General features: G+C 54.7%; 23 protein-coding genes and 1 riboswitch. Of the genes, 13 read left to right on the forward strand and 10 right to left on the reverse strand.

The features are described 5' to 3' along the window. Positions 1-17 precede the first annotated feature (17 nt). On the forward strand, positions 18-683 hold the full coding sequence (locus ACO2Q8_RS22725; protein WP_423347164.1) for an arginine-tRNA-protein transferase: 666 nt from the start codon (positions 18-20) through the stop codon (positions 681-683). A gap of 33 nt (positions 684-716) precedes the next feature. Here ACO2Q8_RS22725 and ACO2Q8_RS22730 read toward each other — a convergent pair whose 3' ends face one another. The 7 genes from ACO2Q8_RS22730 to ACO2Q8_RS22760 form a co-directional block, all read right to left on the reverse strand. Further along, positions 717-1,367 (reverse strand): TenA family protein, encoded by a 651-nt coding sequence (locus tag ACO2Q8_RS22730; protein WP_423347165.1) that lies wholly within the window; start codon positions 1,365-1,367, stop codon positions 717-719. A gap of 7 nt (positions 1,368-1,374) precedes the next feature. Continuing rightward, entirely contained in the window at positions 1,375-2,181 is an 807-nt protein-coding gene (gene thiD, locus ACO2Q8_RS22735; RefSeq protein WP_423347166.1) for a bifunctional hydroxymethylpyrimidine kinase/phosphomethylpyrimidine kinase, read from the reverse strand. Continuing rightward, positions 2,178-2,798: a thiamine phosphate synthase gene (thiE, locus tag ACO2Q8_RS22740; RefSeq protein ID WP_423347167.1), complete on the reverse strand. Its 621-nt coding sequence runs from the start codon at positions 2,796-2,798 to the stop codon at positions 2,178-2,180. Before thiE ends, thiD begins: the two co-directional genes overlap by 4 nt. Beyond that, positions 2,795-3,601: a hydroxyethylthiazole kinase gene (gene thiM, locus ACO2Q8_RS22745; RefSeq protein ID WP_423347168.1), complete on the reverse strand. Its 807-nt coding sequence runs from the start codon at positions 3,599-3,601 to the stop codon at positions 2,795-2,797. Before thiM ends, thiE begins: the two co-directional genes overlap by 4 nt. A 47-nt stretch (positions 3,602-3,648) precedes the next feature. Then, a riboswitch (TPP riboswitch) is annotated at positions 3,649-3,750 on the reverse strand. A 31-nt stretch (positions 3,751-3,781) separates the two neighbouring features. Next, complete coding sequence (gene fabF, locus ACO2Q8_RS22750; RefSeq protein WP_423347169.1) at positions 3,782-5,026, reverse strand: beta-ketoacyl-ACP synthase II; 1,245 nt, start codon at positions 5,024-5,026, stop codon at positions 3,782-3,784. A gap of 160 nt (positions 5,027-5,186) precedes the next feature. After that, complete coding sequence (locus tag ACO2Q8_RS22755) at positions 5,187-6,608, reverse strand: SusD/RagB family nutrient-binding outer membrane lipoprotein (protein WP_423347170.1); 1,422 nt, start codon at positions 6,606-6,608, stop codon at positions 5,187-5,189. Positions 6,609-6,633: 25 nt separating this feature from the next. After that, a complete protein-coding gene (locus ACO2Q8_RS22760) occupies positions 6,634-9,756 on the reverse strand; it encodes a SusC/RagA family TonB-linked outer membrane protein (RefSeq protein ID WP_423347171.1) in 3,123 nt (1,040 codons plus the stop codon). Between the two features lie 249 nt (positions 9,757-10,005). Between ACO2Q8_RS22760 and bla the strand changes: the two genes are divergently transcribed. The 8 genes from bla to ACO2Q8_RS22800 all read left to right on the forward strand — a co-directional run bounded on the left by bla (position 10,006) and on the right by ACO2Q8_RS22800 (position 18,161). Next, positions 10,006-11,085 (forward strand): class A beta-lactamase, encoded by a 1,080-nt coding sequence (gene bla, locus ACO2Q8_RS22765; protein ID WP_423347172.1) that lies wholly within the window; start codon positions 10,006-10,008, stop codon positions 11,083-11,085. A 143-nt stretch (positions 11,086-11,228) separates the two neighbouring features. Beyond that, a complete protein-coding gene (locus tag ACO2Q8_RS22770) occupies positions 11,229-11,906 on the forward strand; it encodes an FkbM family methyltransferase (protein WP_423347173.1) in 678 nt (225 codons plus the stop codon). A gap of 104 nt (positions 11,907-12,010) precedes the next feature. Next, positions 12,011-12,580, forward strand: a complete 570-nt coding sequence (locus ACO2Q8_RS22775) for a type 1 glutamine amidotransferase domain-containing protein (protein ID WP_423347174.1) — start codon at positions 12,011-12,013, stop codon at positions 12,578-12,580. A gap of 35 nt (positions 12,581-12,615) precedes the next feature. Next, positions 12,616-12,816 carry a hypothetical protein gene (locus ACO2Q8_RS22780; protein ID WP_423347175.1) on the forward strand — a complete coding sequence of 67 codons (201 nt, stop codon included), beginning with the start codon at positions 12,616-12,618 and terminating at the stop codon, positions 12,814-12,816. Further along, positions 12,809-13,918: a sensor histidine kinase gene (locus ACO2Q8_RS22785; protein ID WP_423347176.1), complete on the forward strand. Its 1,110-nt coding sequence runs from the start codon at positions 12,809-12,811 to the stop codon at positions 13,916-13,918. The genes ACO2Q8_RS22780 and ACO2Q8_RS22785 overlap by 8 nt, the downstream gene beginning before the upstream one ends. Beyond that, entirely contained in the window at positions 13,915-14,688 is a 774-nt protein-coding gene (locus ACO2Q8_RS22790; protein ID WP_423347177.1) for a LytR/AlgR family response regulator transcription factor, read from the forward strand. Before ACO2Q8_RS22785 ends, ACO2Q8_RS22790 begins: the two co-directional genes overlap by 4 nt. Before the next feature lie 117 nt (positions 14,689-14,805). Further along, on the forward strand, positions 14,806-17,376 hold the full coding sequence (locus ACO2Q8_RS22795; RefSeq protein ID WP_423347178.1) for a TonB-dependent receptor domain-containing protein: 2,571 nt from the start codon (positions 14,806-14,808) through the stop codon (positions 17,374-17,376). A 65-nt stretch (positions 17,377-17,441) separates the two neighbouring features. Further along, a complete protein-coding gene (locus ACO2Q8_RS22800; protein ID WP_423347179.1) occupies positions 17,442-18,161 on the forward strand; it encodes an outer membrane lipoprotein-sorting protein in 720 nt (239 codons plus the stop codon). Positions 18,162-18,254: 93 nt separating this feature from the next. Here the strand turns inward: ACO2Q8_RS22800 and ACO2Q8_RS22805 are convergent, their stop codons facing one another. The 3 genes from ACO2Q8_RS22805 to moaA form a co-directional block, all read right to left on the reverse strand. Next, entirely contained in the window at positions 18,255-20,675 is a 2,421-nt protein-coding gene (locus ACO2Q8_RS22805; protein ID WP_423347180.1) for an ABC transporter permease, read from the reverse strand. Between the two features lie 267 nt (positions 20,676-20,942). Further along, on the reverse strand, positions 20,943-22,100 hold the full coding sequence (locus ACO2Q8_RS22810) for a PQQ-dependent sugar dehydrogenase (RefSeq protein ID WP_423347181.1): 1,158 nt from the start codon (positions 22,098-22,100) through the stop codon (positions 20,943-20,945). Between the two features lie 130 nt (positions 22,101-22,230). Next, positions 22,231-23,211, reverse strand: coding sequence for a GTP 3',8-cyclase MoaA (moaA, locus tag ACO2Q8_RS22815; RefSeq protein WP_423347182.1), 981 nt, complete (start codon positions 23,209-23,211; stop codon positions 22,231-22,233). A 138-nt stretch (positions 23,212-23,349) separates the two neighbouring features. Between moaA and ACO2Q8_RS22820 the strand changes: the two genes are divergently transcribed. The 4 genes from ACO2Q8_RS22820 to ACO2Q8_RS22835 all read left to right on the forward strand — a co-directional run bounded on the left by ACO2Q8_RS22820 (position 23,350) and on the right by ACO2Q8_RS22835 (position 26,718). Further along, entirely contained in the window at positions 23,350-23,889 is a 540-nt protein-coding gene (locus ACO2Q8_RS22820) for an RNA polymerase sigma factor (RefSeq protein ID WP_423347317.1), read from the forward strand. A gap of 96 nt (positions 23,890-23,985) precedes the next feature. Next, the gene (locus ACO2Q8_RS22825; protein ID WP_423347183.1) at positions 23,986-24,801 is read left to right on the forward strand and encodes a HEAT repeat domain-containing protein; all 816 of its coding nucleotides are present in this window, start codon (positions 23,986-23,988) and stop codon (positions 24,799-24,801) included. Positions 24,802-24,925: 124 nt separating this feature from the next. After that, positions 24,926-25,801 (forward strand): DUF4097 family beta strand repeat-containing protein, encoded by an 876-nt coding sequence (locus ACO2Q8_RS22830; protein WP_423347184.1) that lies wholly within the window; start codon positions 24,926-24,928, stop codon positions 25,799-25,801. A gap of 80 nt (positions 25,802-25,881) precedes the next feature. Beyond that, the gene (locus ACO2Q8_RS22835; RefSeq protein ID WP_423347185.1) at positions 25,882-26,718 is read left to right on the forward strand and encodes a DUF4097 family beta strand repeat-containing protein; all 837 of its coding nucleotides are present in this window, start codon (positions 25,882-25,884) and stop codon (positions 26,716-26,718) included. The last annotated feature ends 32 nt before the right edge of the window (positions 26,719-26,750 follow it).

A 26,750-nucleotide genomic window follows, 5' to 3' on the forward strand; every position in this document is an offset into this window, starting at 1 on the left:
CAACGTACTCACCGACGATGAGAGGAAGTCAGTTGGATTTGTACCTGAGCCTGGGGTATTTTCGGATGCATCAGAATCTGTTTACGTGCCGCTACCTGGTGTACGATGACCGGATTTACCCCGTTCACTGGCTGCGGGTGGTGCTGCCAGCCGTTGACTATGGCAGCAAGCAACGCGCATTGTTACGGCGCAACGAGGCCTTTTCGGTAACCGTAAAACCGTTTCAGCTTACGGAAGAAGCGGAAGCGTTGTATGCCATCTACAAAAGTTCCGTTGATTTCGAAGCCCCCGAATCCGTCGAAAACTGGCTGTTCAATGGCCTCACTTACACCGTTTTCGATACGTACGCCGTTGAAGTCCGGGACGGCGACCGGTTGATTGCCGTCGGTATTTTCGACAATGGTTTACACACACTGGCCGGTATCATGAACTTTTACCATCCCGACTACCGCAAGCATAGCCTCGGCAAGTACCTGATGCTCCAGAAAATCAACTACGCCCGGCTTCATCAAAAGCACTATTACTACCCCGGTTATCTGGTCAGTAATTACCCCAAATTTGATTACAAGCTGTTTCCCTGCGAAGCCGCCACGGAAGTCTACGACGACAACAGCGGTCAATGGTTGCCGTTTTCCTGGGAAACTGTCAACGCCCTGGCCGCAGCCATTCTGGATGAATCTTGAGTCAATCGGTTAAATGACTCTTTCGCTTTCTCTTTACACCAGCCAGCGGTTTTGGGTGTAGGCGTCGTTCCAGAAGTACCACTCCAGCCGGCTCGATACGCGGAACGCTTCGCGCATGGCGGCCTGTTCGGTCGGGCTGGCCTGGGCGGCCAACCGGTTGGTCAGGTTCAACATCGCCGTGACGGACTGATCAAAGGCATCGCCCGCGTAGGTGTCGATCCAGGCCCGGTACGGGTTTTCCGGAACGGCCCGCTGGTAGATTACCTTCCCAACCTCCCGGTAAATCCAGAAACAGGGCAGCACAACAGCGGCCCCCACCGCGAGCGGTTGCAGCGAAGTCGTCGCCAGCAGGTAATTCGTGTAGGCAAAACAGGCGGGCATTTTCGCCGTTTCGGGCGCAATCTTGTACAGCGAAAAATAGGTCTCATGCAAGGCCCGCTCCACCAGAATAGCGTTCCGGGCAAAGTCGGTGAATTGCAGCATGTCATCCGGATCCACCGACCGGGCCGCCAGTTGACTCAGTGCCCGGCTGAAATCGGCCAGGTAGAGTGCATCCTGCTGGATGTAGTACTGAAACGTAGGCGTCGCCAGGCTCCCGTCCGTCAATTCTTCCACAAAACCGTGTTCCAAAATTGCCTGATAAATCGGTCGAATGTCCTGCCAGAGTGTTTCGGTGAAGGTCATGGTATTACTACTGCCAAACATTGAAAAAATGGTGAACCGGGCCGTGCCCCTGCCCCAGTCGATAAACCGCCCCGGCCTGAAGCGCCAGCGTCAGGTAGTTTTTGGCCGCCGAAACCGCTTCGACCACCGGCAAGCCTTTTGCTAAACCGGCTGCAATGGCCGACGACAGGGTGCAGCCCGTGCCGTGGGAGTTTTCCGTTGTAATGCGTTTTGTTGAGAACCAATGGTGTTCGCCCGTCGGAAGCCGCAGCAGGTCGGCGCTTTCTTCCGTTGCCAAATGACCACCTTTGACCAGAATCGCGCCCGGGCAAAACCGGCTCAGTTCGCGGGCGGCTTGCTCCATGTCGGCCGGGGTTTCAACCGGTCGGCCCAGCAGCGCACCGGTTTCGGGCAGGTTCGGTGTAATGACCGACGCAATTGGTAACAGACAGGATTTGAGGGCCTCGATGGCTTCGTCCTGCAACAATTTATCCCCGCTTTTAGCAACCATTACCGGATCGAGGACAATATTCGTGACGCCAAACTCGGTGACCGTTTTGGCGACTTGCTGAATCACGTCCGGTGAATGCAACATCCCGATTTTCACGGCATCGACGCCAATATCGCTCAAAACCGCCTTGAGTTGTTCGGCAATAAAGGCGGGTGAAACCGGGAAAATACCGGTAACGGCCTGCGTATTCTGAGCCGTCAGGGCCGTCAAAACCGACATGCCGTAACAGCCCAGGGCCGCAAACGTTTTTAAATCGGCCTGAATTCCGGCCCCGCCCCCGCTGTCGGAACCGGCGATGGTCAACGCCCGTGCGTAGGTTTTCATGTTATCGCTAGTTGAATCAGTTCCTTGCTGGCTTCGTACGGGTTCGGATGCCCACAGATGGCCGAGACGACGGCGGCTCCGGTGGCTCCGGCCCGGATGACATCCCGAATGTTGCTGGCGTTGATCCCTCCGATGGCAAACGTCGGGAGCTTCGTCTGCTGGCAAATTTCCCGCAAACCGCTCAGTCCCAATAAGCTGGATGTATCTTGTTTGGTGCCGGTCGGAAAGATGGTCGCGACGCCCAGGTAATCCACCTCGACCTCGCGGGCAAGTTGTAGTTCGAGCAAACTGTTTATCGATAGCCCGATGACCTTTCCCGGCCCGATCAGTTGCCGAACCAACGCGGGCGGCATATCGTCCTGCCCGACGTGAACACCGTCGGCATCAACCGCCAGGGCCACATCGACCCGGTCGTTGACGATCAGTTTGGCCCCATAAGCCTGCGTAATTTGCCGAACTTCAAAGCCAAGTTCGATAAAGGCGTGGGTCGTTACGGTTTTCTCCCGCAACTGCACCCACCGCACCCCGGCCCGGCAGGCTTCCTCAACGACCTGCGAAACCGTATGCCCGGCCTGTGCACAAATTTCGCTGTCGGTCACCAGATACAGATTGCTCATGCTCCTGCTGAGTTTAGCCGTTCGGTGATGTCTGCTTCGGTCAGGTGGTAGAGGGCATCCAGGAAGTTAAGCTGCAAACTACCGGGTGCCGCCTGTTTTCCGACGGCCCTTTCTCCGGCAATGCCCATAACCGCCATCGCATGCGTAGCTGCCTGAAAATAATCCGGGTTGGTGGCGGCAAACGCGCCGGTCAACGCCGTAGCGGTGCATCCCATGCCGGTCACTTTCGTCATCAACGGATGGCCGTTGGCAATGGTTGCGGTTTGGTCGTGCCGGATAATGTAATCGGTGGCTCCGCTGACGACGACTACAGAACCCCACGCCCGGCTCAGTCGGCGGGCGGCTTCGACGGCGGCCTCCGAGCCGAACAGGCTATCGACGCCCTTCGTTTGGGCATCCAGCCCCGCCAAGGCCATGATTTCGGAGGCATTGCCCCGGATGATATTCGGAGCCGCCAGCGTCAGCAGTTCCCGGCTCACCCGGTTTCGGAACGCCGTGGCACCCACGCCCACCGGGTCAAACACAATCGGTTTGCCCAGGTCTTTCGCCCGGCGCATGGCGAGCTTCATCCCGGCGACGAAGGTGGCATCCAGCGTTCCGATGTTGACCACCAGGGCGCTGGAAATGGACACGAAGTCTTCGACTTCCTCCGGGGCATGAACCATCGCGGGCGAAGCACCCAGGGCCAGCAGCGCGTTGGCCGTGTTGTTCATGACCACGAAATTGGTGATGTTGTGGATAAGTGGAGCCTGCGCCCGAATGCGTTCAATATCGGCCCAGACGGCGTGTGGTGTTGGAATCATGTTGCTGTTAACAGGTTAATAAACAGCAACTTTAGAGGAGGGCGAGTAGCCTTGCGGTAACTTTTCCCTACGGCAGTACGAACTGCATCAGGTGATGAGGGTATCCTCTCAGTCAGCCCGGTTTTGGACTGACACCCCTAAAGTTGTGCCGCAAAGGTAAGCGGTTTTGCCAAACGACCGCTAGATTTTCCGAAAAACCACAATACCATTATGCCCGCCGAATCCGAAGGTGTTGCTCATGACGGTATTCACCGGTTTTTGCAACGCGTCTCCGAACACAATGCTCAGGCTTTCCGGAATAGCCGGGTCCCGCTCGGTGGTGTTGATCGTCGGCGGAATTACGTTGTCGCGCATCGCCAGAATCCCGATGATTGCTTCAATCGCTCCGGCCCCGCCCATCAAATGCCCCGTGATGGATTTGGTCGCGCTGATGTGCAAGCCGGTTTTCCGATGACCGGTCAGTTGGGCTACCGCCTTCATTTCCGACAAGTCGCCCACCGGCGTCGAGGTGGCGTGGGCATTCAGATAATCAAGTTCTTCGATGTTCAGCCGGGCTTCGGCCAAGGCCAGTTGCATGGCCCGGGTCGCGCCGATGCCTTCGGGGTGTGTGGCCGTAATGTGGTAGGCGTCGCCGGTCATGGCCGCACCGACCATTTCGCCGTAGATCGTCGCTCCGCGCGCTTTGGCGTGTTCGTATTCTTCCAGAATGAGGGCCCCGGCCCCCTCGCCCATCACAAAACCGTCGCGTTCGACATCGAACGGCCGGGAAGCCGTGGCCGGATCGTCGTTGCGGGTCGACATGGCTTTCATGGCGCAGTACCCGCCGAACGACGAGGGCGTGATGGCCGCGTCGCAGCCACCGCTGACGATGATTTTCGCTTTCCCGAGCCGAATGTAATTGAACGCATCCATGAGCGCCGAATTGGAACTCGCGCAGGCTGAAACCGGCGTGTAGTTAATGCCCATAAACCCGTGCCGAATCGAGATCATGCCCGACGCCAGGTTCACCAGCACTTTGGGCACCAGAAACGGACTAAACCGGGGATGGCCGTCGCCCTGCGCAAACTCGGTGGTCTGTTCTTCGAGCGTTTCGGTTCCACCCTGGCCCGACGCCCAGATGACACCCACGTCAAACGGGTCCATCGTTGTCAGGTCAAAACCGGCATCGTGGATGGCCTGTTCGGCGGCAATCAGGGCGTATTGCGTAAAGCGATCGGTGCGCTTGATATCGGCGCGGGAGAGGTACTGCGCCGGGTCAAACCCGGCAATTTCGGCGGCAAACCGGGTTCGGTACAGCGAAGCGTCGAATCGGGTGATCGGGGCGACATGAGATCGCCCTTCGACCACATTTTGCCAGAAGGTAGGAATATCGGGACCGAGGGGCGTAAACGCGCCCAGGCCGGTAACAACAACACGGTGGAGCATGACAGATGGTTCAATTTGCGACCGCAAAGAAAACGACTTCTGTCCAAAAAAGTACCCACGGACCGCCGGGCGGCCCCGTTTAGTCCGTGTGAGCTAATATGTCCGGAAGTTGATACTAACTCACACGGACTAAACGGGGCCGCCCGGCGGTCCGTGGATACTATTTATCCCACCAAAGGGGCGTAGACAGCGGCACTTCGGCCGGAACGTTCGCGCCGTTTTTGGTCGTCTCGCCGTTCGGGTACGCAGCCCGGCGGATGAAGGTCGGCAGTGCGGCATTCAGCGGTAACCGGAATCCTTTGTATTGGTAATTGTACCGACGGGCATCATTCCAGGCTTCCGGATTCAGGTACGTGGCGACGTATTTCTCCTTGAAAATCAGATCGAGCGTCAGGGCCGCCGAGCCGACTGCCACCGCCGGATTGGCCAGATAGGCATCGCGGGCGGCTGCGGCCACCCCGTACTTGTCCATGTTGGCCCGGATCCCGGCCAGATACGCCGTATAAGCCCGTTCCCGGTTGCCTGAGCGGAAAGCTGCTTCGGCTTCCACAAACCGCATTTCGGCATTGGTTACGATCAGCAAGGGGGAGGCATCACCGGTCAGCGGAGAATTCAGTGATATGTAGCTTTCGTCTTTCACGGTGTTGTTGCCCCCTACGTTACCTTGCCCGTTGCGGGTTCCCTTGTAATCGTTATTGACGGTTTTATCTGTAATCTTTTCGATCCGGGGGTCTACTAGGCCGTAGGTCGTCCCGTTCAGGTGATTCACAAATTGATCAGAAAGCCAGCCATCGAGCACCAAAGCCGCGTTGTTGCGGGCCACCGCTGCCCACGGATTTCGGAGCAGGAAGGTCGACATCTGGGCGTCATCGGCGTTCGAGGTATACGATTTCGATACCGCATCCAGCACATCGGCCGGTTTGTAGGTGCTCTGCTTCGAAACCTTGTTGAGCATCCGGGCTTTCAGGGCGTAGGCGGTTTTGATCCAGGCGGCTACGCTCCCCTTATGAATCAAATCGCTGCTGGCGGCATCCAGGATTTTCGCTTTGGAATCAGTTTTGGCCAGTTCGGCAATGCCCTCGTTGAGCAGCGTCAGCGCGGTGTTGTATAACGTCTCTTCCGAATCGTATTTCGGCGTCAGCGTGGTACCCGTAAACGCATCGGAATAGGGTGCCGCGCCGAACGCATCAGCGATCAGGTTGAGGTGGTACGATAGCATCACGTTGGCGACCCCGACGTATTCGGAAGCGCCCTGCTCCTGGGCTTTTTTCTTCAGGTCGTACAAATCGGCCATCCCGTAATACACCGCGTCCCAGGTTGCGGTATAGTCGGTATTCTGGTACGTGTCCGTCGAACCACCCGCGCCCGGACTAGCCAGATACTGCACGAAGTAAGACGTAAAGTTAGCAACCCGCTGCGAGTTCAGCGCGGTTTTCTGAGTCGTCGTCGTCAGCAACGACGGCAGCGGTGGGTTCCCGATCAGGTTCGGGTTTTCGTTCAGGTCAAAATAATCCTTGCATCCGCCCAGGCCGACGAGCAGCAGCGTGAATACCGGAATAATCAGTTTATGGATCAATTTCATAAGGCGCTACGAATAAAAAGGTTACTTAAAAATCAACGTTCAGCGTAAACAGGAAGCTCCGCACGGCCGGATACGTAAACCCGGTAAACCCATCGACGTTGCTACCGCTGTTGGTCGAACTCGTTTCGGGGTCATAGCCGGAATACTTGGTCCAGAGGGCCAGGTTGTTACCCGTGGCACTCACCCGCACGTTTTTGATGAACGTGTTTTTCAGCAGGGAAGCAGGCAGGTTGTACGCCAGGCTTACCGACCGCAACCGCACCCACGAAGCATCTTCGATGAAGTTTTCGGTCACGCCCCGGTGAACGTTCCGGTAAAAACCGTTCGTGTAATTCACGCCATCCGGTCCAACACCCTGACCCAGCCACACGGCTTTGGTATTTGGCGTTCCGTCCGCCAGCACGCCTTCAAACACCTTCGTATCGTTGCGGTCTTCGGTGTATTTGGCAATCCCGAAGGCCGAGAAGAAGTTATCTAACTGGTTGTACCGCTCCTGACCGACCCGGGCATCGAACAGAGCCGACAACGACAGATTCCCGTACCGCAGCGTGTTGTTCAAACCTCCGATCCAGTCGGGTTGTGAATTACCCAGAATCTTCTGAGCCGTATTGATCACCGGAAAACCGTTGGCACCGATCACGATAGGCCGGTCGCGATCGAGCACCATCGGATCTTCGTCGGCCGGGTTGGCATAATACCGCTTGTAGCTTCGGCCGTACAGGTTCCCGTAGGCATACCCCGGCACCAGCCGCATCGTAGCCGATGAACTCGAATAACCAAACTGCGTCGCATAGTTGATTTCGGTCAACCCTTCGCGCAGGCTCAGGATTTTGTTCCGGTTGGCCGAGAAGTTCAGGTTTACATCCCAGCTCAGTTTGCCGGAGCGGATGGGCGTTCCCCTCAGAATCAACTCGATTCCCCGGTTTCGCATCGAGCCGGAATTGATAGCCGCTTTGACGTAACCGGTCGACGACGTTACATCTACCTGAATGATCTGATCCTTGCTGACTGAGTTATAATAGGTAAAGTCCACACCCAGCCGGTTATTCAGGAAGCTCATCTCCAGACCGCCCTCGAAGGTGTCCGTAAATTCCGGACGCAGATTCGGGTCGCCCAGCAGCGCCCCGCGCGTAAAGCCCGTCGTCCCGGTCGGCAGGCTGGTGTAAGGCGAGTAGCCCGTCACGGTCGAATACGGTGCGGCATCTTTCCCAATGCGGGCGTACGAAGCCCGGAGTTTTCCCATCGTAATGGCCGAAGGTAATTGCATCTGCTGCGAGAAGACGTACCCCAGGCTTACCGACGGGTAAAAGAACGAGTTGTTGGGAGCCTGCAATGAGGACGTGATATCGTTTCTTCCCGTCAGCGTCAGAAACAGGAAGTCTTTGTAATCCATCGTCAGTTCGCCAAAAATCCCCATCAGCCGATAGTCTTCCGCCGACTGCGTCGTTGTAATGGTTTTGGCATTCCGCAGGTCGAAGTAGTTGTACACGGTCAGTTCGTTACCTTCCGCGCCAAAACCGCGGCTACGGCGATCGTACAGATCGTGGCCCAGGCGCAGGGTCGCATTCAGGCTCTCTCCAAATTTGGTGTTGGCACTGGCCGTAAACGTCGAGGTAATGGCCCGGAAATTCGTGTGGTACTGGTAGATAAAACCGCGTCCGTTGTCTTCGTACAGCCGTTCGTTGGCGATTCCCATCGGGCCGGGGGCCGTGCGTTTGCGGTCGTCCGAGTAGGTATCCAGCCCCGCGCGGTAGTTAAATGTCAGCCATTTCAGGGGAGAATACACAAAATTCAACCCGCCGACCAGCCGGTTTACATTATCACGCAGTTTGTTGGTCATGGCTCCGTAAATCGGGTTGCCGTTACCATAGGTTTTGTACGTTCCGTCCGGATGCAGGTAGTCGCGCACATCGTACCGGGGCGACCAGTAACTCAGGCTCTCGTTGTAGCGGTCGGCATTGTAGCGATCCCCGCCCGAATTGATGAAGTTCAGGTTGGCATTGGTCGTAAACTTGTCGCTGAATTTCACGTTCGTATTCAGCCGAACCGACAGTTTGTTAAAGTTCGTAAACGGAATGACGCCCTCGTGCCGCAGGTGGCCGATGGATGACAGAAACGTAATTTTCTCGTTTCCACCCGAAAATGACAAGTTGTTCTGGTACTGTTTACCGGTCTGGTACGCATCCTTGAAGTGATTGTACAGTTTTTTCGGATGTGTCGGGTCAATCTTGATGGCTTCTTCGACGGTGGGGCCCCACGACGGAAAGAAGTCCTGCGGATTATAAACACCCGAGTATCCGATGGTGTATTTGTCCTGAATTTCCGGGAATTTATTGACATTTTCGACCCCAAATGTGCTGTTGAAACTGGCCCGCAACGCGCCGGTTTTGCCTGATTTGGTTGTAATGACCACCACGCCGTTGGCCCCGCGCAACCCGTACAGAGCCGTAGCCGCTCCGCCTTTCAGGATGTTGATGGTTTCAATGTCATCCGGGTTAATGTCGGCCGCCCGGTTCGACATGCCCCGCAGTTCGGCCCCCGAATTGGTGGTTCCGGTCGAGGTGCTGTTATCAAACAGCACGCCATCGACCACAAAAAGCGGCTGGTTGTCGCGGGTTACGTCGATGGAGTTGATACCCCGGATCAGAATCCGGGCACCCTGGCCCGGCGCTCCACCCGTGCTCGTGATGGTCACCCCGGCTACTTTTCCCTGCAAAGCATTGACCAGGTTAGGCTGCCGGTTTTGCACCAGTTCCTCCGAATTAACGTTCTGAGCCGCGTACCCCAGCGATTTCTTTTCCCGACTAATGCCCAGTGAGGTCACCACTACCTCATTCAGCATTTTGGTATCCTGCCGCAGCACAACGTTGATGCTTCGCCGGTTTTCAACCCGTATCTCCTGGGTTTCAAAACCGATATAACTAAAAACCATGACAGCATTGCTGCCATTGACCCGGATGACGTACCGACCGTCGGGGTCGGTCAGCGTACCGTTTGTGGTTCCTTTTACCGAAACGTTCACGCCCGGCAAAGCTCCATTGTCGCCTTCGGAAGTAACCCGGCCACTGACTTCAATCTGCTGTGCCATGACCAAGGACGAACAGAAAAACAAGGCCACTCCGAAGTAAAATCGTACTAATTCCTTCATAGCTTGTACACGATTGGTTAGGTTTGAAAATGAATGAAAAGATTCTCATAGCAAGTTTAGCATTTATCTAAAATTTTGCAATTTTTGCTAGTCAACAAAGGATATTCTGCCTCTTTCGTCGCCACAAATGAATTTTTTTAATCATAAAAAAAGAACAACCGCCGTCTGGGCGGGAGAAAAGACTCGATTTTTGAACGGAGCTACCACAACCCCATTATCAATAGGGTAGCCTTCTCCTTTAATGATTTTATGAAAAACCTTTTCCACTTCATCCATCCAGCGGCTTCGCTGCTCTGCCTGACGCTCCTGATCGGTACACCCGGTTTTGGTCAATCGAAAAAAAACAAACCCGAATCCGTCGCGGTGCAGTCGGCTCCGAATGTCGTCGACCAGCGACTGAATCGGGAACTGGAGCGCATCGCCAAGCTCGCCAAAGGCAAAGTCGGTTTGTGCGCCGTCCACCTGGAGTCGGGTAAACAGATCAGCCTGAACCCGCAGGAGCGGTTTCCAATGGCCAGTACGGTCAAGGTCGCCATTGCGGTGGAGCTATTTTCTAAGATTGAAAAAGGCGAACTCTCGCTGCGAACGATGGTCGACCTGAAACCGTCGGACCTGCATCCGGGCAGCGGCACCCTGGAAACCCTGTTTGCCAAACCCGGCGTTTCGCTCTCGGTCGAAAACCTGCTGGAACTGATGATGGTCATCAGCGACAACTCGGCAACGGATCTGCTGCTGCGGCTGGTCGGTGGCCCCGAACCGGTGCGACAACGGTTGAAGGCGCTGGGCATTGAGGGCATGTCGGTCGACCGCACCATCATCCAGCTCATTGCCGATTTGCAGGGCGTTACGCTCCCCGCCGAAGATCAATGGACAACCGGTTTTTATGCCAAACTGGAAGAAGCCACTACGCCGGAGTCGCGCCGGGCAGCCGCGTTGAAACTCGAACAGGACCCGCGCGACACCTCGACCCCGGAAGCGATGACCACTCTGCTGACCCAGATTTACCAGGCAAAAGCCCTCAAACCGGAAAGCCGCGATCTGCTGCTGGCCGTCATGGAACGCTGCCGGGGTGGCCTGGCCCGGATCAAAGGCTTTTTACCTCCGGAAACCGTCGTGGCACACAAGACCGGCTCGCTCAACTCCAGCGCCACTGACGATGTGGGCATCATTACCTTGCCGGACAACGCGGGGCACATTGCCATTACGGTTTTTATTACCTCGTCAAGCCAGCCGCTGGCCGAACGGGAGCAGACCATTGCGCACTTGAGTCGGGCGGTTTACGACTACTTTTTGTTCCAGCCACCGGTGATGGCGACCTCGGGCCGGTAAGCCCGAGTGGCCCGGATGCCAGCCGTTGCCCCGGGTTGCACCCGGGGTTATCTAACCGAAAACCGCTTTTGAAATACCTGCCTTTGGATAAATCACTTCCTCCTCTCTTCCTCAATTTATTTTAAAAAGGCAGGTCTTTAACCATGAAAGAACTTTACAAGAGGCTTAAAAGTAAATTATGCACGTTTAACCACGTGTGTGAAGTAGGTGTTTACTTACCTGAAACGTCGAACATCGTAGACTTCATAAAAGAAGGTGTCCGGGCTTCACTAGTTGAAGCAGATTTGGATATTATCCCGAAAATCAAGGGATACTTCAAGGGGTATAACGTTACGATTTATCCAGTCGCTACCTGGGATTATCATGGCAAATTAAAGCTATCGAGAGCGGCCTCCTCCACTTTTGTTACAGACCTCAAAGCTAGTCCGGCAATCATCAATGACAATTTTAAAAAAGAGCAAAATTCTTTTTTTGAAGTCGAATGCTGCAAGTTTTCTGATATAGATGACGGCACTATTGACCTGTTAAGTATCGACATAGAAGGTAGCGAATGGTACGTTTTAAAGCACATGATCAGTAGGCCCAAAGTTTTATCCATTGAGACACATGGAAAGTTGTATATAAATCCATTTATGAAAGAAATAGAAGGCTGGATACAGGCAAACAATTATACAATCTGGTACAAAGACAAGAGCGATAGTATTTATATAAAAAACAACTTATTTAAGATAGATCTGTTTGAGAAAATAAACCTACTACTCAGAGAAGTTATGATAAATTTTAGAAGAAAAAAGCTTGAGATAAAAAGGCTATTTAAATAAATCATCCGCCAACAAAATTGATCTTCAAAAAACGTCCTATCGGTTTCGGCAAACCTTCTCCGGTTTTCACGGTTACTATTCCGTAACCAATTCTCAATGAAATCATGGAAAATCAGCAAAAACTGAGTGGAAAGAAAGTGGCGATTCTGCTGACCGACGGATTTGAACAGGTGGAAATGACCGAGCCCCGCAAAGCCCTGCAGGAAGCCGGAGCCGAAACGCATTTGATTGCGCCCAACAGCGGTGAGGTGAAAGGCTGGGACAGGAAAGACTGGGGCCAGTCGTTCCCAGTCGACCGGCCGCTGGATGAGGCTAAACCGGAAGACTACGATGCCCTGCTGCTGCCCGGGGGCGTTCTGAACCCCGACAAGCTGCGGATGGAGCCCAAGGCCGTCGAGTTTGTCCGGCATTTCTTTGAAGACCACAAACCGGTAGCCGCGATTTGTCACGCCCCGATTCTGCTCATCGAAGCGGACGTGGTGCAGGGCCGGAAACTAACCTCCTATCCCTCGATCCAAACCGACCTTCGCAATGCCGGGGCCAACTGGGTCGATCAGGAAGTCGTGACCGATCAGGGACTGGTGACGAGCCGAAAACCGGACGACATCCCGGCGTTTAACCGCAAGATGATCGAGGAAATCCGCGAGGGCGTCCACCAGGGACAACACGCGTAACGCCCTGCGGTTTTGAAACTGTCTTGCCCGGTTTGATGACTCATCAAACCGGGCTTTTTTCTGCCTGGCCAGCGGTTTCTTCAGCCACCTACGCATCGACAGACGCTCACCAGAACAGCATCCATCCAGTCAGACGCATCACTCAACCCGCCAAAACCGGCAATCGTCTGCTTTCTTTTTATTTTTCAGAAATTGTCGATCACCTTCGTTTTTTAACCGAACCCGATAATGACTGACCGATTGACTTCCCGGCAAAAATGGCAACTGGCAACTCGGTTAATCCTACTGTATTCTCCCCTGATCCTGTACGTCAACCTGCCCGAATCCGCCCGGACGGTTGCGACGCTATGGCACATCTTGCCCTTTATTGTATTGATCAGTATGCTGGCCATCGCCATGTACTTTGTCTGGATTGGGGCCACCGACTGGAGCCAGCGGCAATTATTTCACTGGTTCGGCAGTGATTTTCTGCTAAAATCCGGCTGGCTGGCCTTCCTGTTGACGTTGTTGATTTCGCTGAGCCTGGCGATTCTTTACAGCATAGCCTTCCATTGGGTTTCCCGAGGTTTGTTTACCCTAATTTTTACCGCATGGCCCTCGCTCCTGCCCCGGTTTAATCCGTCGCATCTTTCGCCGGATTTACTCGCTTTTGCTCAGCGCGTGAACATGGGGTTTGCGATCATGATTATGCTCTCGGCTTTTTACTGGACGATTAATGCCCGCGCCTATCAACAACTGAAAGATGTTCAGCTAAAAGCCGAGCAACTGGAAAAAGAAGCCGTCCGGGCGCAGTTCGAAGCCCTTAAAAATCAGGTCAGTCCGCATTTTCTCTTTAATAGTCTGAGCATTCTGACCTCGCTGGTTCACGAAGACGCCGACCTGTCCGAGCAATTCATCAAGCAGCTTTCCAAAGCCTACCGCTACCTGCTTGAGCAGCGGGATCAGGATATGGTTCCGCTTAAAACGGAAGTTGAATTTATTCAGGCGTATACGTTTCTGATCAAAATTCGCTTTGAAAACAAATTTACGGTCACCATCGACCTGCCTGAAGACGTGCAAAACCGCTACCGGATCGCTCCGCTGTCGCTGCAATTGCTGGTCGAAAATGTGGTCAAACACAACCGCATGTCGGTCCGCGAGCCGCTGCGGGTCAGGATTTACGGCGAAAATGAATTCCTGATCGTGGAAAACCCGCTGCAACCCCGCGAACAACCCGAACTGTCGACGGGCGTGGGTCTGCGAAACATCACCAACCGGTATTCGCTGTTGACCGACCAGCCCATCTGGTACGGCGAACGGCAGGGCGCTTTTATTGTCAAAATTCCGCTGATCCCATGAACGTAGTCATTGTTGAAGACGAAGACCGCACCGCCCGCCAACTGGAGCGGATGCTAAAAAAATACGATCCCGCCATCCAGGTGCTGGTGCAACTGCCGTCGGTGGCCGAAGCGGTTTCGTGGTTTGGCCAACATGGCAACGGCCAACCGTCGCACCCCGACCTGGCCTTCATGGATATTCACCTCGAAGATGGTCTGGTCTTCAGCATTTTCGAGCAACTCCGGCTTACCATTCCGGTCATTTTTACTACAGCTTACGACGACTACATGGTGAAAGCCTTCAAAGTCAACAGCATCGACTACCTGCTCAAACCGGTCGATTACGACGAACTGACGGCCGCGCTGGAAAAATTCAGAACACTCCGGCTCCAGACCAGCCATCCGGACCTTAGCACATTGATAGCCCTGATGCAAAAACCGCAGGATGTGCGCTTCAAAGAGCGGTTTATGGTGAACGTTGGTACCAAAATCAAAAGCATCGAAACTCACCAGATTGCTTATTTCTTTTCCGAAGAAAAAGCGACGTTTCTGGTAACCCGCGACGGACAACTCTGGCCGGTCGAATACAGCCTGGACCAGTTGATCGGCTTGCTGGACCCGAAGGTGTTTTTTCGGGTAAATCGCCAGTTCCTGGTCGCCCGGCCGGCCATTCAGACCATTCATGTCTATTCGGCAGCTAAGCTCAAGCTGGACCTGCTGCCTGCGGCCCGGCAGGATGTGTTTGTCAGCCAAAGCCGTATAACCGAGTTCAAAGACTGGCTCGGCCGATAAGTTTCTTTTCATTCGTCCGTCCGAAACGAAGGTCCATCCGGTTGATTCATACGCTCATCCACTTTCTTTTCCGGGTCTGCATCGGGCGTTCCACCTTTGTGTCATACAAAGAACTTCATGAAAACGAACGCCTTACTGATCGCTCTATTTTTACTGATTTGCTCGTTAAGCCTGCCCGCCCGGGCCCAGTTTCCGATGATGGGCGGAGCCGCTCAACCGAAGGCTCTGCCCGGTACCGCCGGAGACCAGACGCCCAAAGGAAACGCCAAAATTACGGGCTACGTACTGGATTCGGCCCAGACGAAAGCGGTCGAATTTGCCAGCATTGCCCTCTATAACCGCAGCAGCGGAAAAGCCGTCGACGGTACGGTGGCCGATGAAAAAGGAAAGTTCACGCTCTCGAAACTGGCCCCCGGCGATTACCGGATTCTGATCAGCTTCGTGGGTTTTCGCAACAAAACGATTGACAACCTGACGCTCGCCAACGGCCAGAGCCTGGACCTGGGCGTGGTTAAGTTGTCGTCCAATGTAAAAACGCTGGAAGAAGTAACGGTTGTGGGCCAGGCTGCGCTCATTGAGGAAAAAGTAGACCGGCTGGTCTACAACGCCGAAAAGGACATGACGGCCAAAGGCGGTGACGCGTCCGACGTTTTGCGGAAAGTGCCCCTGCTCACCGTCGATCTGGACGGGAACGTGTCGCTGCGGGGAAGCCAGAATATCCGGGTGTTGATCAACAACAAACCCTCGACCATCGTTGCCAGCAGCGTATCGGATGCGCTCAAGCAAATTCCCGCCGATCAGATCAAAACCGTCGAGGTGATCACCAGCCCGTCGGCCAAGTACGATGCTGAAGGGTCGGGCGGGATCATCAACATCATCACCAAAAAGAACAGCCTCCAGGGGCTTAACCTGAATGTCGATTCGGGCGTGGGCAATCGCGGATCGTCGTTGTCGCTCAACGGTAACTACCGAAAAGGCAAGGCCGGTTTTACGCTGGGCGGTTTTGGCCGGGCCAACTACAACACCATCACCCGGACCCGACTGGAGCAGACGAGCGAGGTGGCCGACGTGACGACGCTGACGCGCCAGACCGGCGACGGCCGGAGTTCGGGGCTGTTCGGGCAGTACAACCTGGGCTTTGATTATGACCTGGCGAAAAACCAGAGCCTGACGGCCGGGGTGCGCTATGGCGTCCGCAATATGTCGGTACAACAGGATTTGATCACCCAATTATTCACCAACGGCACGGCGGGGCTGGCCTCCTACCGCAACGTGGATACCAAGAACCTCTCCGGAACGGTCGACGCCAACATCGACTACCTGCACACCTTCAAACCGCAGCAGGAATGGAGCGTTTCGACGCTCTATAGCCGCAATGACCTGACCAACAACTTCGACGCCGACCTGCTGAACGGCTCACAGGAACTAACCGGACGCCAACGGAACCTCAACAAAAGCATCAACGAGGAATTTACGCTGCAAACCGATTATCAGACACCAATTAAAAAAAACCAACTGATCGAGTTTGGCGGAAAAGCCATTTTCCGGGAGGTAACCAGCGATTATCGCTACCTGGTAGCCGGACCCACCGGGGGCTTCACGACCGAAAACAACGGCACGCTGGGCGAACTGCTGTACCACCAGAACATTGCGGCCGCCTACACTTCGTACACGTACACCACCAAAAAACGGTACACGCTGAAAGGCGGTTTGCGCTACGAACACACGTTCATCGACGCCAGCACCCGCGAATCCGGGCAATTGGGCGTGGGTGATTACGGCGTGCTGGTGCCGAGCTTCAATGCCTCGAAAAGCATCAAGGGAACGACGGTCAAGCTGGGCTACAACCGGCGGATTCAACGGCCGGGCCTGCAGCAGTTGAACCCCAACTTCAACGCGTCCAACCCGCAGAACATCACCATCGGCAACCCGTCGCTGCGCCCCGAATTGACCAACAATTTCGAACTGGGCCTGAGCCGGACCATCAAGAAGACGTTTGTCAACGCGACGTTCTTCGGCCGGGTGACCAACAACGCCATTACGCAGGTGCGCCAGCCTTCCGACACGCTGGCCGGAGCCATCGTGACGACGTACGAGAACATCGGTCGGCAACACGCCTACGGAACCAATGTTTTTGCCAACGTGGCGGCTACCTCCAAGATCAACATCGGGCTGTTCCTGAACGCCTTTTACACCAGCCTGACGGGTCAGGAACTCGGACAGGACGGCCAATCGGCCAACTTGAAGAACACCGGTTTTAACGTCAGCGGTGGTACGTTTGCGTCGGCCACGTTCAGAAAGGGCTGGGGTGCTCAGGCCTTCGGATTCTTGCAGGGGTCGCAGGTGCAGTTGCAGGGGCGGCAGGGCGGTTTTGGCTTTTACACCGTTGGCGTGAAGAAAGATTTTGCCAACAAAAAGGGCAGCGTGGGCATCGCGGCCGAAAACTTTCTCAACAACCGGTTTAACATTCACACGGTGCTGAACTCCGACCAGTTCCGTCAGGTCAACGACGTTTACCTCTACAACCGGGGTGTCCGGCTGACGTTTACGTACAAAATCGGTAAAATGACGATGGATGCGCCCAAGAAGCGGGCACGCTCGGTGAACAACGACGATGTGAAGAGCGAGGGCGGTGGACAAGCCCCGGCCGGTGGCACAGGTACCGGAAGCGGACAACCACGCCAATAGGCTAGAAATATCCATAAAAAAATACTTATTTTGACATACCGATAGGAAACCAAACCAAACTTCCGATGAAAACGAACACCTTCCTGGCGACCGCTGCCGCCGTTATCTTCTCCATCACGGCACACGCCCAGACCGTTGATGAGATTGTGGATAAACACGTTGCTGCGGTGGGCGGCATGGATAAGATCAATGGGGTAAAAACGCTGTATACCGAACGGTCGCTTTCGGTCCAGGGCATGGACATCCCAAGCAAAACCACCATTGTCGTAGGAAAATCCATGCGGAGTGAATCGTCGATTATGGGCAATGCGATGGTACAGGTCATCGATGGTACCAGTGGCTGGATGATCCGCCCGGCGATGATGGGTGGCTCGGGCGAGCCCGAAGAAATCCCGGCCGATATGGTCAAGCAACAATTGGGGCAACTTGATCCCTTTGGCCCGATCGTGAATTACAAGGAAAAAGGCAGTAAAGTTGAACTCGTTGGGAAAGAGAAAGTTGACGGAAAAGATGCCTACCACCTGAAGGTCACCACAAAGGACGGTCAGGTAATGGACCAGTTCCTCGACGCAAACTCCTACCTGATCAGCAAGATCAAAATGAACATCAATGGTCAGCCGGGCGAAATGTCATTGGGTGATTACAAAGAAGTGGAGGGTCTTAAATTCGCCAACACAATGGAAATGATGAATGAACAGGCCGGAAACCTCGTCTTTACAACCAATAAAGTCACCATCAACGGCCCGGTTGACGATACTATCTTTAAAAAACCGGCCAAAAAATAACCAACCCGGTTTTAATGCTACTTTACACCACCACCCGGCCTGGTTGGCCGGGTGGTGGTGGTTTGAGTCTATGAATGCTGACGCTTCAACCCGCTACTCGGCCCGCAGGCTCCTGACCGGGTTAACCAAAGCCGCCTTGATCGACTGAAAACTGATGGTCAGCCCGGCCACGGCCATTGCCAGCAGTCCGACCGGTACAAACAGCCACCACTCCAGCGCAATCCGGTATTCGAAGCTCTGTAACCATTTTTCCAGGCCGAACCAGGCCAGGGGCGACGCCAGCGTCAGGGCAACAAGCACCAGTTTGAGGAAGTCTTTCGAAAGCATCCCGACGATGCTGGCCACCGACGCGCCCAGTACTTTCCGCACGCCAATTTCTTTCGTACGCTGCTCGGCGGTGAAAATAGCCAGTCCCAGCAGTCCCAGGCAGGCCACGAAAATGGTTAATCCCGAAAAAATGCCCAGAATTTGTCCAATTTTCTGTTCGGCTTCGTAGGTTTTCATAAACCGCTCATCCATAAACGAGTAGGCAAACGGCTGGTCGGTCTTGAACGCCGTCCATTGCGCTTTGAGACTACTCAACAAGCCAGCGACGTCGGGCGTTTTGACCTTGACAATTAGCGTTCCGGGATTTTTGCCCAACACCATCACCAGGGGCGTAATCCGCTCGTGCAGCGACCGGAAATGAAAATCCCGGACCACGCCCACCACCCGGTACACGGTTTTTTTGCCCTGATTGTCGGTGCTCGTCAGCCGGTGCCCGAGCGCACGACCAGTCCAGCCCAGCGTCCGGGCCGCCGTTTCGTTGATCAGGATGCCCGTCGAGTCGGTGCCGTAGTCGGGTGAAAAATTCCGGCCCGTGACCAGCGTCATTCCCATTGTCGGAATGTACTCGTAATCAATGTCGTACCGAAGTGTTTTGAGCAGTTGGGATGAATTATCATCTCCGTAGACAAAAAAATTGTTGTTGTTCGTTTCTCCGGCGGGCAGATACCCCGACTGGCTCACCCGCACTACGCGCGGGTCCTGCCGCAGGAGTTCGGCAAAGGTGCGTTCTTTCGGCCCCAGCGCCCAGGTATTCGACAACACCAGCACCTGATTCTTGTCGTAACCCAGCTTTTTGCTCTGGATGTAATCGAGTTGCCGGTATACCACCGTCGTACCGATCATGAGCAGAATGGCAATGAAAAACTGAAACACCACCAGTCCACTACGCAGGCTAATCCCGCTTTTACGGACCGTAAACCGCCCTTTCAACACCGCCACCGGCCGGAACGACGCCAGGTAAAACGCCGGGTAACTTCCGGCCAGGACGCCCACCACCAGGCCAAACAGCAGCAGCGAGGGCAGCAACCAGGGCATGGCAACCGGGTTGAAAGTCAGCTCTTTGCCCGACAACGCATTAAACAGCGGCAAAGCCGCATAGACTAGCCCCACGGCAACAAACAGGGCAAGGCTCGTCAGCAGGATGGATTCGATCAGGAATTGCCCGGCCAGTTCGAGCCGAATGGAGCCCATCGCTTTCCGGATGCCGACTTCCTTAGCCCGTTTCGACGCCCCGGCGGTCGAAAGGTTCATGAAATTGATACTGGCGATCAGCAACACAAAAACCGCCACGGCCCCGAACAGATACACATACTGGCTGTTTCCGGACGGTTTTAGCTGATACGCAGCATCCGAATACAGGTGAATGTCCGTCAGCGGTTCGAGGAACAGCCCGATGTTGTTACCTTTTTGCCGAAATAAAGCGTAGCTCATCCCGAACGCTTTTTCAATCTGCGGCCCCATGTATTTTTCGGTCACCTGCGGCAATTTGGCCTCCAGTTGTCGGTAGTCGTAGCCTTTCGGCAGGACCAGGTACGTAAAAAACTCCGAAGTCATCCACGAAGTCGATTGGCCTTCCGGCAGGCTCGCCATCGAGGTGAACAAGTCAAATTCAAAGTGTGAATTTGCCGGAATTTCGTCCATGACACCCGTCACGGTCAGGGGCGTCGTGCTGCCTTTTACCTGAATCGTTTTACCAAGAATCTCGGCCCGACCGAAAATTTTCAGCGCCGTCGGCTTCGTCAGCACCACGGTATTAGGCTGATTTAAAGCGGTTTTCGGATCGCCCTGCGATAGCCGGAAGCTAAACACCCGGAAGAAATTCGAATCGGCAAACGCCATTTTCTCTTCGTTGAACAGCTTGTCGCCGACCACAAGTTGGGGACTTCCGCCAACCCGCAGCCGTGTGGCTTCTTCCACTTCGGGGTAATCCGCTCTGAGTGTCCGGGCCACGGGCGGCATGACGTGCGCTTCGTTCATTTTCCCGCCCTGTACCGTTCCCCGGAACACGACACGCACGATCCGGTCGGCGTTCTCGTGAAACCGATCGTAGCTCAGTTCATCCAGCACAAAGAGGCAGATTAGCAGGCAAGTGGCCAGCCCAAGCGCCAGCCCGACAATATTGATGGCCGCGAAAGTCCGGTTGCGGACCAGATTCCGCCAGGCGATTTTGACGTAATTACGGATCATACCAGGAAAAAGAAGCAGTTTGGATCAAAACATTTTTAACATGGCCAGGCCATAGTAACGCTTTCCCAAAAATTATGCTATAAAAGGTACTATGTAATACCTAATACATTAAAGGTAGTATAAAGCTATGAACGGTAACGGACTTCTTTTCGGTAATCGTAGAAACACCTGCGCCGTCGTCCTTTCAATTCAAGCTGTCCGCCCGGGGACAATCACTTGTCCATTTGCGGACAGCGATAAATGTATAGTTGATCAACTCCAATAAGCTCAATTCACGGTCGCCAGCCGTTGAATCGTGCCGTTGTGGTCGAGCAGGTAGACTTCACCGGCGGAGTCTTCGCCAAACGCGGAGATGGCCCCGTCGGTTTTAAGCAGCAGTTGGTTGTCGGTTTTCTGGCCCTTTTCGGCAGTCAGCGCCCAGATCCGGCCACTGGCAAAGTCGGCGTAGAGGTATTTGCCCCGCAAACCGGAGTGTCGGGAGCCCCGGTAGACAACCCCGCCGGTAATGGATGTGCCGTCCTGACGCGGATAGTGGTGAATCGGCTCGATCAGACCTCCCGGATCGCAGTCGTTGCGGGGGTTATAGCACCGCCCCGCTTCTTTCAACCGCCAACCATAATTGCCGCCCTTCGTGATGATGTCAATCTCCTCAAACTCATTCTGGCCCACGTCACCGGCCCAGAGCTGGCCGGTTTGCCGGTCGAAACTAAACCGCCAGGGGTTGCGCAGGCCGTAAGCGAAAATCTCTTCCCGATAGCCTTCCCGGTTTCCGGCAAACGGATTATCGGCCGGAATGCCGTAGGCGCCTTTGTCGGTTTTATTCACATCGATGCGCAGGATTTTGCCCAGCCACGCAGCACGGTTTTGGGCGTTGTTATGCTGGTCACCCCAGGCACCGCCGTCGCCGGTCGAAATGTAGAGCAGCCCATCGGGACCGAAAGCGATTTTCCCGCCGTTGTGGTTGTCGTAGGGCTGCGCAAACCGTACCAACACGGTTTCGGTGGCCGGGTCAACCGTCGCCCGATTGGGTCCGGTGGCCTGATACCGGGCAATGACCGATTCGAGGGGATTGCGTTTGGTGTAATAGATGTAAAAGAAACCGTTGCGCCGGAAGTCGGGGTGAAACGCCAGCCCGAGTAGGCCCATCTCCCCCTCCGACGAAACTTTTTTCTGCACATCCAGAAAAACCGCTGCGGTTTTTGCGGTCGCGCTGTTGTCGAACACCCGAATTCGCCCCTCCTGTTCGAGCACAAAGACCCGGTTACTACCCTCGTCGGCATACGTAAACTCCACCGGCCGGCGAAAACGCAGGTTCGGAAACGCATTCTCCAGCCGCCAGCCGTTCGCTTTCCCGGCCAGGTCAGACTTATGCCGGGTCTGATCAGGCCGGTCAGACGAGGGGATGAGCGCCGTGAAAAGGCTCATTACTACTAGATACAATACTGGAAAAACCAGCTTCCGGCCGGTTTTTGGAAGACTATGAGCAGGGTAAAGAAATCGTGTCATAAAACCAGTTTGGAACTATTCTCATCAGAAAGGCACAATCCGACCCGGTTTACCCGCCGATGGTCGACATGGATTCAGTTACCGGTCCGCGCTGGCGTTCGGCTTCGAAACCGTTTTTCGGGCGGTGGGCGAAGGCTTTCAGGAAAGCGGCTGTCAGGTCGTCGTCGGTGGCTCCCGATCTGAGCAACGCCCGAACATCCAGCACGCCGTTGTCGTACAGGCAGGTTTTGAGCGTTCCCTGGGCCGTCAGCCGGATGCGGTTGCAGGTGCCGCAGAAGGTGCGCGTAAAAGCCGCAATAATGCCGATGGTGCCCTGATAGCCGGGAATGCGGTACGTCGTTGCGGTCGAAAACGGCGCGTCGGCCTGCCGTTGCAAACCGGGATACAGGGTTTGCAATTCGGCCAAAATACGTTGATGCGTCCAGTTCAAAACCGGGTAGTGGCTGCCTTCGCCGTTGAACGGCATTTCTTCGATAAACCGCACTTCGACGGGATGGTCGCGGGTGAGTTCGGCCAGCAGCGGCAGGTCTTCAATGTTTTTGCCTTCCATCACCACGGCGTTCAGCTTGACCGGCACGCGGTGCGCCAGCAAGGCATCGAGGGTCCGCTGCACGGCGGGCAGTTCGTCGCGCCGGGTGATTTGCCGAAACCGTTCGCGGTCGAGCGTATCGATGCTGAGGTTGACCGAGCCGACGCCCATTCGTACCAGTTCGGGTACGAGCGGTTCGGTCAGCACGCCGTTGGTCGTAATGTGCAGTTCGTCAACACCTTCGGTGGCTTTCAATCGCCAGAGGAAATCCATCAGGCCGTTGCGTACGAAAGGCTCTCCGCCCGTAATCCGGATTTTCGACACGCCCAGCCGGGCTAGCACCCGCACCAGCCGCTCCATCTCCTCGTAGGTCAGCAGTTGGTGTTTGGGCAGGTACTTGATGCCCTCTTCCGGCATGCAGTAAAAGCACCGCAAATTGCAGCGATCCGTGACGGCCAGACGAAGGTAGGTGATGGGGCGGTTGTGATTGTCGAAAATCATGGTAAGCAAGTTACAAAAATCGGGGCGAAAAAATTTCATCGATTCCTGTAACCTTCCCAACTTCCGGCAGTTTCCACCACCAGATTCGACAAACCCGCAACGGCTACCCGGTTGAAAACGCTGACAGACAACGCACTGATGCTTCAGGTAAAGGACGGTAATCTGGAAAAGATGGGCCTGCTCTTCGAACGCTACCACCGCGCCCTGTTCGGTTTTCTGTACCACATGACCGGGCAGACCGACACCAGCGAGGACCTGGTGCAGAACGTGTTTTACCGGATGCTGAAATACCGGCATACGTTCACCGGAGAGGGCGAGTTCCGGACCTGGATGTACCACCTGGCCCGCAATGTGCTGGCCGACCATGTCCGGAAAAACAAGCCGTCGAGGCACCAGTACGATGTAGCGGATTTTGTCGAAAAAATTGGGGGCGGAACGGCCGCCGACGAGGCCTTACAGAAGGAACAGGAGCTGGCTTCGCTGCACGACGCCCTGCGGAGGCTCTGTCCCGAAAACCGGGAAATTCTGATTCTGAGCCGGTTTCAGGAGCTAAAATACGAAGAAATTGCCCGGATTCTGGATACCACCGAAGGGGCCGTCAAGGTGCGTGTTCACCGGGCGATGCATGAATTGAAACGTCTTTACCGTACCCACGGACCGCCGGGCGGCCCCGTTTAGTCCGTGTGAGCTTCAATTATCCAGTAGTTGATACCAACATAAAGGTTTACAAACTCACACGGACTAAGGTCCGTGGGTACAAAATCGAACAAAGTTATGAACTGTGAAAGCGCCAAAGAGCAATTAATCGACCTGCTGGGGAACGAATTGTCGGACACCGACCGGATTGCCGTGGAAGCCCATCTGGCGCAGTGCACCGATTGTCAGGCCGAGTTGCAAGCGACCCGGCAACTCTGGCTGGCGATGGGTAATGTGCCCATGCCGGAACCCGGCGAAAAAGTCCGGACCCGGTTTTACGCCATGCTGGAAACCTACCAGCACACGGAAGCTCAAAAACGCCGTCGATCGTGGAAAAGTATCCTGCGCCGGGTGCGCCGGTTTTTAACCCCGCAACTGGCCGTTCGGGTGGCTTACAGCCTGACGCTGGTATTGGTCGGACTGGCGGGGGGCTACTGGCTGAGTGCGAAAAAGGCTCCGGTTTACGAGCAGCAAATCAGCGAGCTGGATGCGCAGGTGAAAGAAATGCGGCAGACGGTTTTGTTGTCGTTGCTCGAAAATTCGTCGGCGACGGAACGGCTCCGGGCGGTCGAATACACGAAAGACATCCAGCAGGTCGATCAGAAGATCATCGACGCCCTGCTGAGTACGCTCAACAACGACTCGAACGTCAACGTCCGGCTGGTGACGCTGGAAGCCCTGGCAAGTATGGCCGCCGACCCACGCGTCCGGGAAGGTTTGGTGCAGTCCATCGTCAAACAGGATTCGCCCCTGGTGCAATCGGCGCTGGCCGACGTGATGGTCAAACTGCAGGAGAAACGCTCCGTCAAACCGCTGCGGCAACTGCTCCGGCAGGACGATCTAAATGATTTTGTTAAAGTGAAAATCGAGCAATCAATCAAGGAATTGACCTAGGCAAGAGAGAAAAGACAAGAGACAATAATAACAGGCCATCTTTTCTGTCAGGTTCCCTGTCTCTTGTTTCTTTCTTGTCCCCTGTCTATTGTCTCTTGTCTTTACTCTACCACAAACAAAAACTATGAAACCATTTATCGCCCTCCTGCTGGTCGGACTGGTCCTGACGGAGATCTCCGCGTCGGCCCAGAACCAGGAATTCAAAGACCACATCAGCCGGGAATTCACGCTTTCGAAAGTCGCTGGAAGCAGTACGCTGGCCATCTACAACATCAGCGGTTTTATCAAAGTCGAAGGCTACGCGGGCAACAAGGTCGTGCTGGAAGTCGACCGCTCGATTTCGGCCAAAACCGCTGATTTGCTCGAACAGGGCAAAAAGGAATTCCTGCTGCAATTCGACCAGAATGCCGACAGCATCATTGCGTACATCGCCGAACCGTATGATTCACGGCCAAACCGCAACTGGAAACGAGGAGACAATGGCACTAACTACCGACGGATCGATTACAAATATGAGCTTGATTTTACCGTCAAAGTGCCGTATTCGATGAATTTGCATGTTTCGACCGTCAACGGAGGAGATGTAAATGTGAAAGATGTGACGGGTTCGCTGTCTGCCCATAATGTAAACGGCGCCGTAACCCTGACCAATATTAAAGGGGCTACCGACGCCCGCACCATCAACGGCAATGTGGAAGCCAACTACCTGAGCAGCCCGCCCGAGCAGTCGAAGTATTACACGCTGAACGGCGACATTAAGATCAGTTACCCCGCCAATCTGTCGGCCGACCTGACGTTCAAGACCTTTCAGGGCGAGTTTTATACCGATTTCCCGAATGCCGAAATTCTGCCGGTGAACGTCGTCAAAACGCAGGAGAAGAAGGGCGACGGTACGGTCTACAAACTCAACAAGGATACGTCCATCCGGATTGGCAACGGCGGCAAAACGCTCCGGTTCGAAACGTTTAACGGCAGTGTCTACATCAAAAAACAATCGTGAAAACCCATCAAACACCGTATTTGCGTGCCGCTCTTCTGTCTTTAGTCTAGTATCTCATGTCTTTAGTCTCATCAAATACCATGAAAATCAACCGCTTGTTTATTGCCGTTCTTTTGCTGATTACGCTTGCCGATCTCCAGCCGATCATCGCCCAAAGCGAAATTAAAGAACAGCTTGTTATTCCGCTGAACGACCCGAACAAACCTGGTTTTCTGCGCGTCGGCCTGTTCAACGGCTCGATCCAGGTAACCGGCTATAACGGGAAAGAGGTCGTGATTGATGCTACCGCCGAAGCGTATACCGGCAAGAAAAAAGAGGAAAAACCGGACGAACTAGCCAACGGCATGAAGAAACTGTCGACCCGGGGTGGCCTCGATCTGACCGCTGAAGAAAAGAATAACACCGTTTCCATCAACATGGGCATGCCCAAACGGCCCATCAACCTGACCATCAAGGTACCGCAGCAGTTTTCGATGAAAGTAAGCACCATCAACCACGGCGATATTGTGATCGAAAACGTCAACGGTGAACTGGAAATCAACAACGTCAACGGCTCCATTCAGCTCAACAACGTCGCCGGGTCGGCCGTGGCGAATACCGTCAATGGCCCGTTGAAGGCGACGTTCCGGAGTGTCAACGACGCCCCGATGGCTTTCTCAACGCTCAACGGGAATGTGGATGTAACGTTCCCTGCCAACGCAAAATTCAACGTCAAGCTCAAATCCGACCGGGGTGACATTTACAGCGACTTCGATGTGGATGTCGACAAAAGCCAGCCCAACGCCAGCCGAAGCGCCAAAGACGGTATGTACAAAGTGAGCATCGATGACTGGGTGCAGGGCAAAGTGAACGGCGGGGGCCGGGAGGTAATGATGAAAAACATGCACGGCAACATTTACATCCGCAAAGCAAAATAAGCTTGATAGGAACACGGATTTGATGGATGCAA

Source organism: Larkinella sp. VNQ87 (genome assembly GCF_049445795.1).
Classification (GTDB): Bacteria; Bacteroidota; Bacteroidia; order Cytophagales; family Spirosomataceae; genus Larkinella.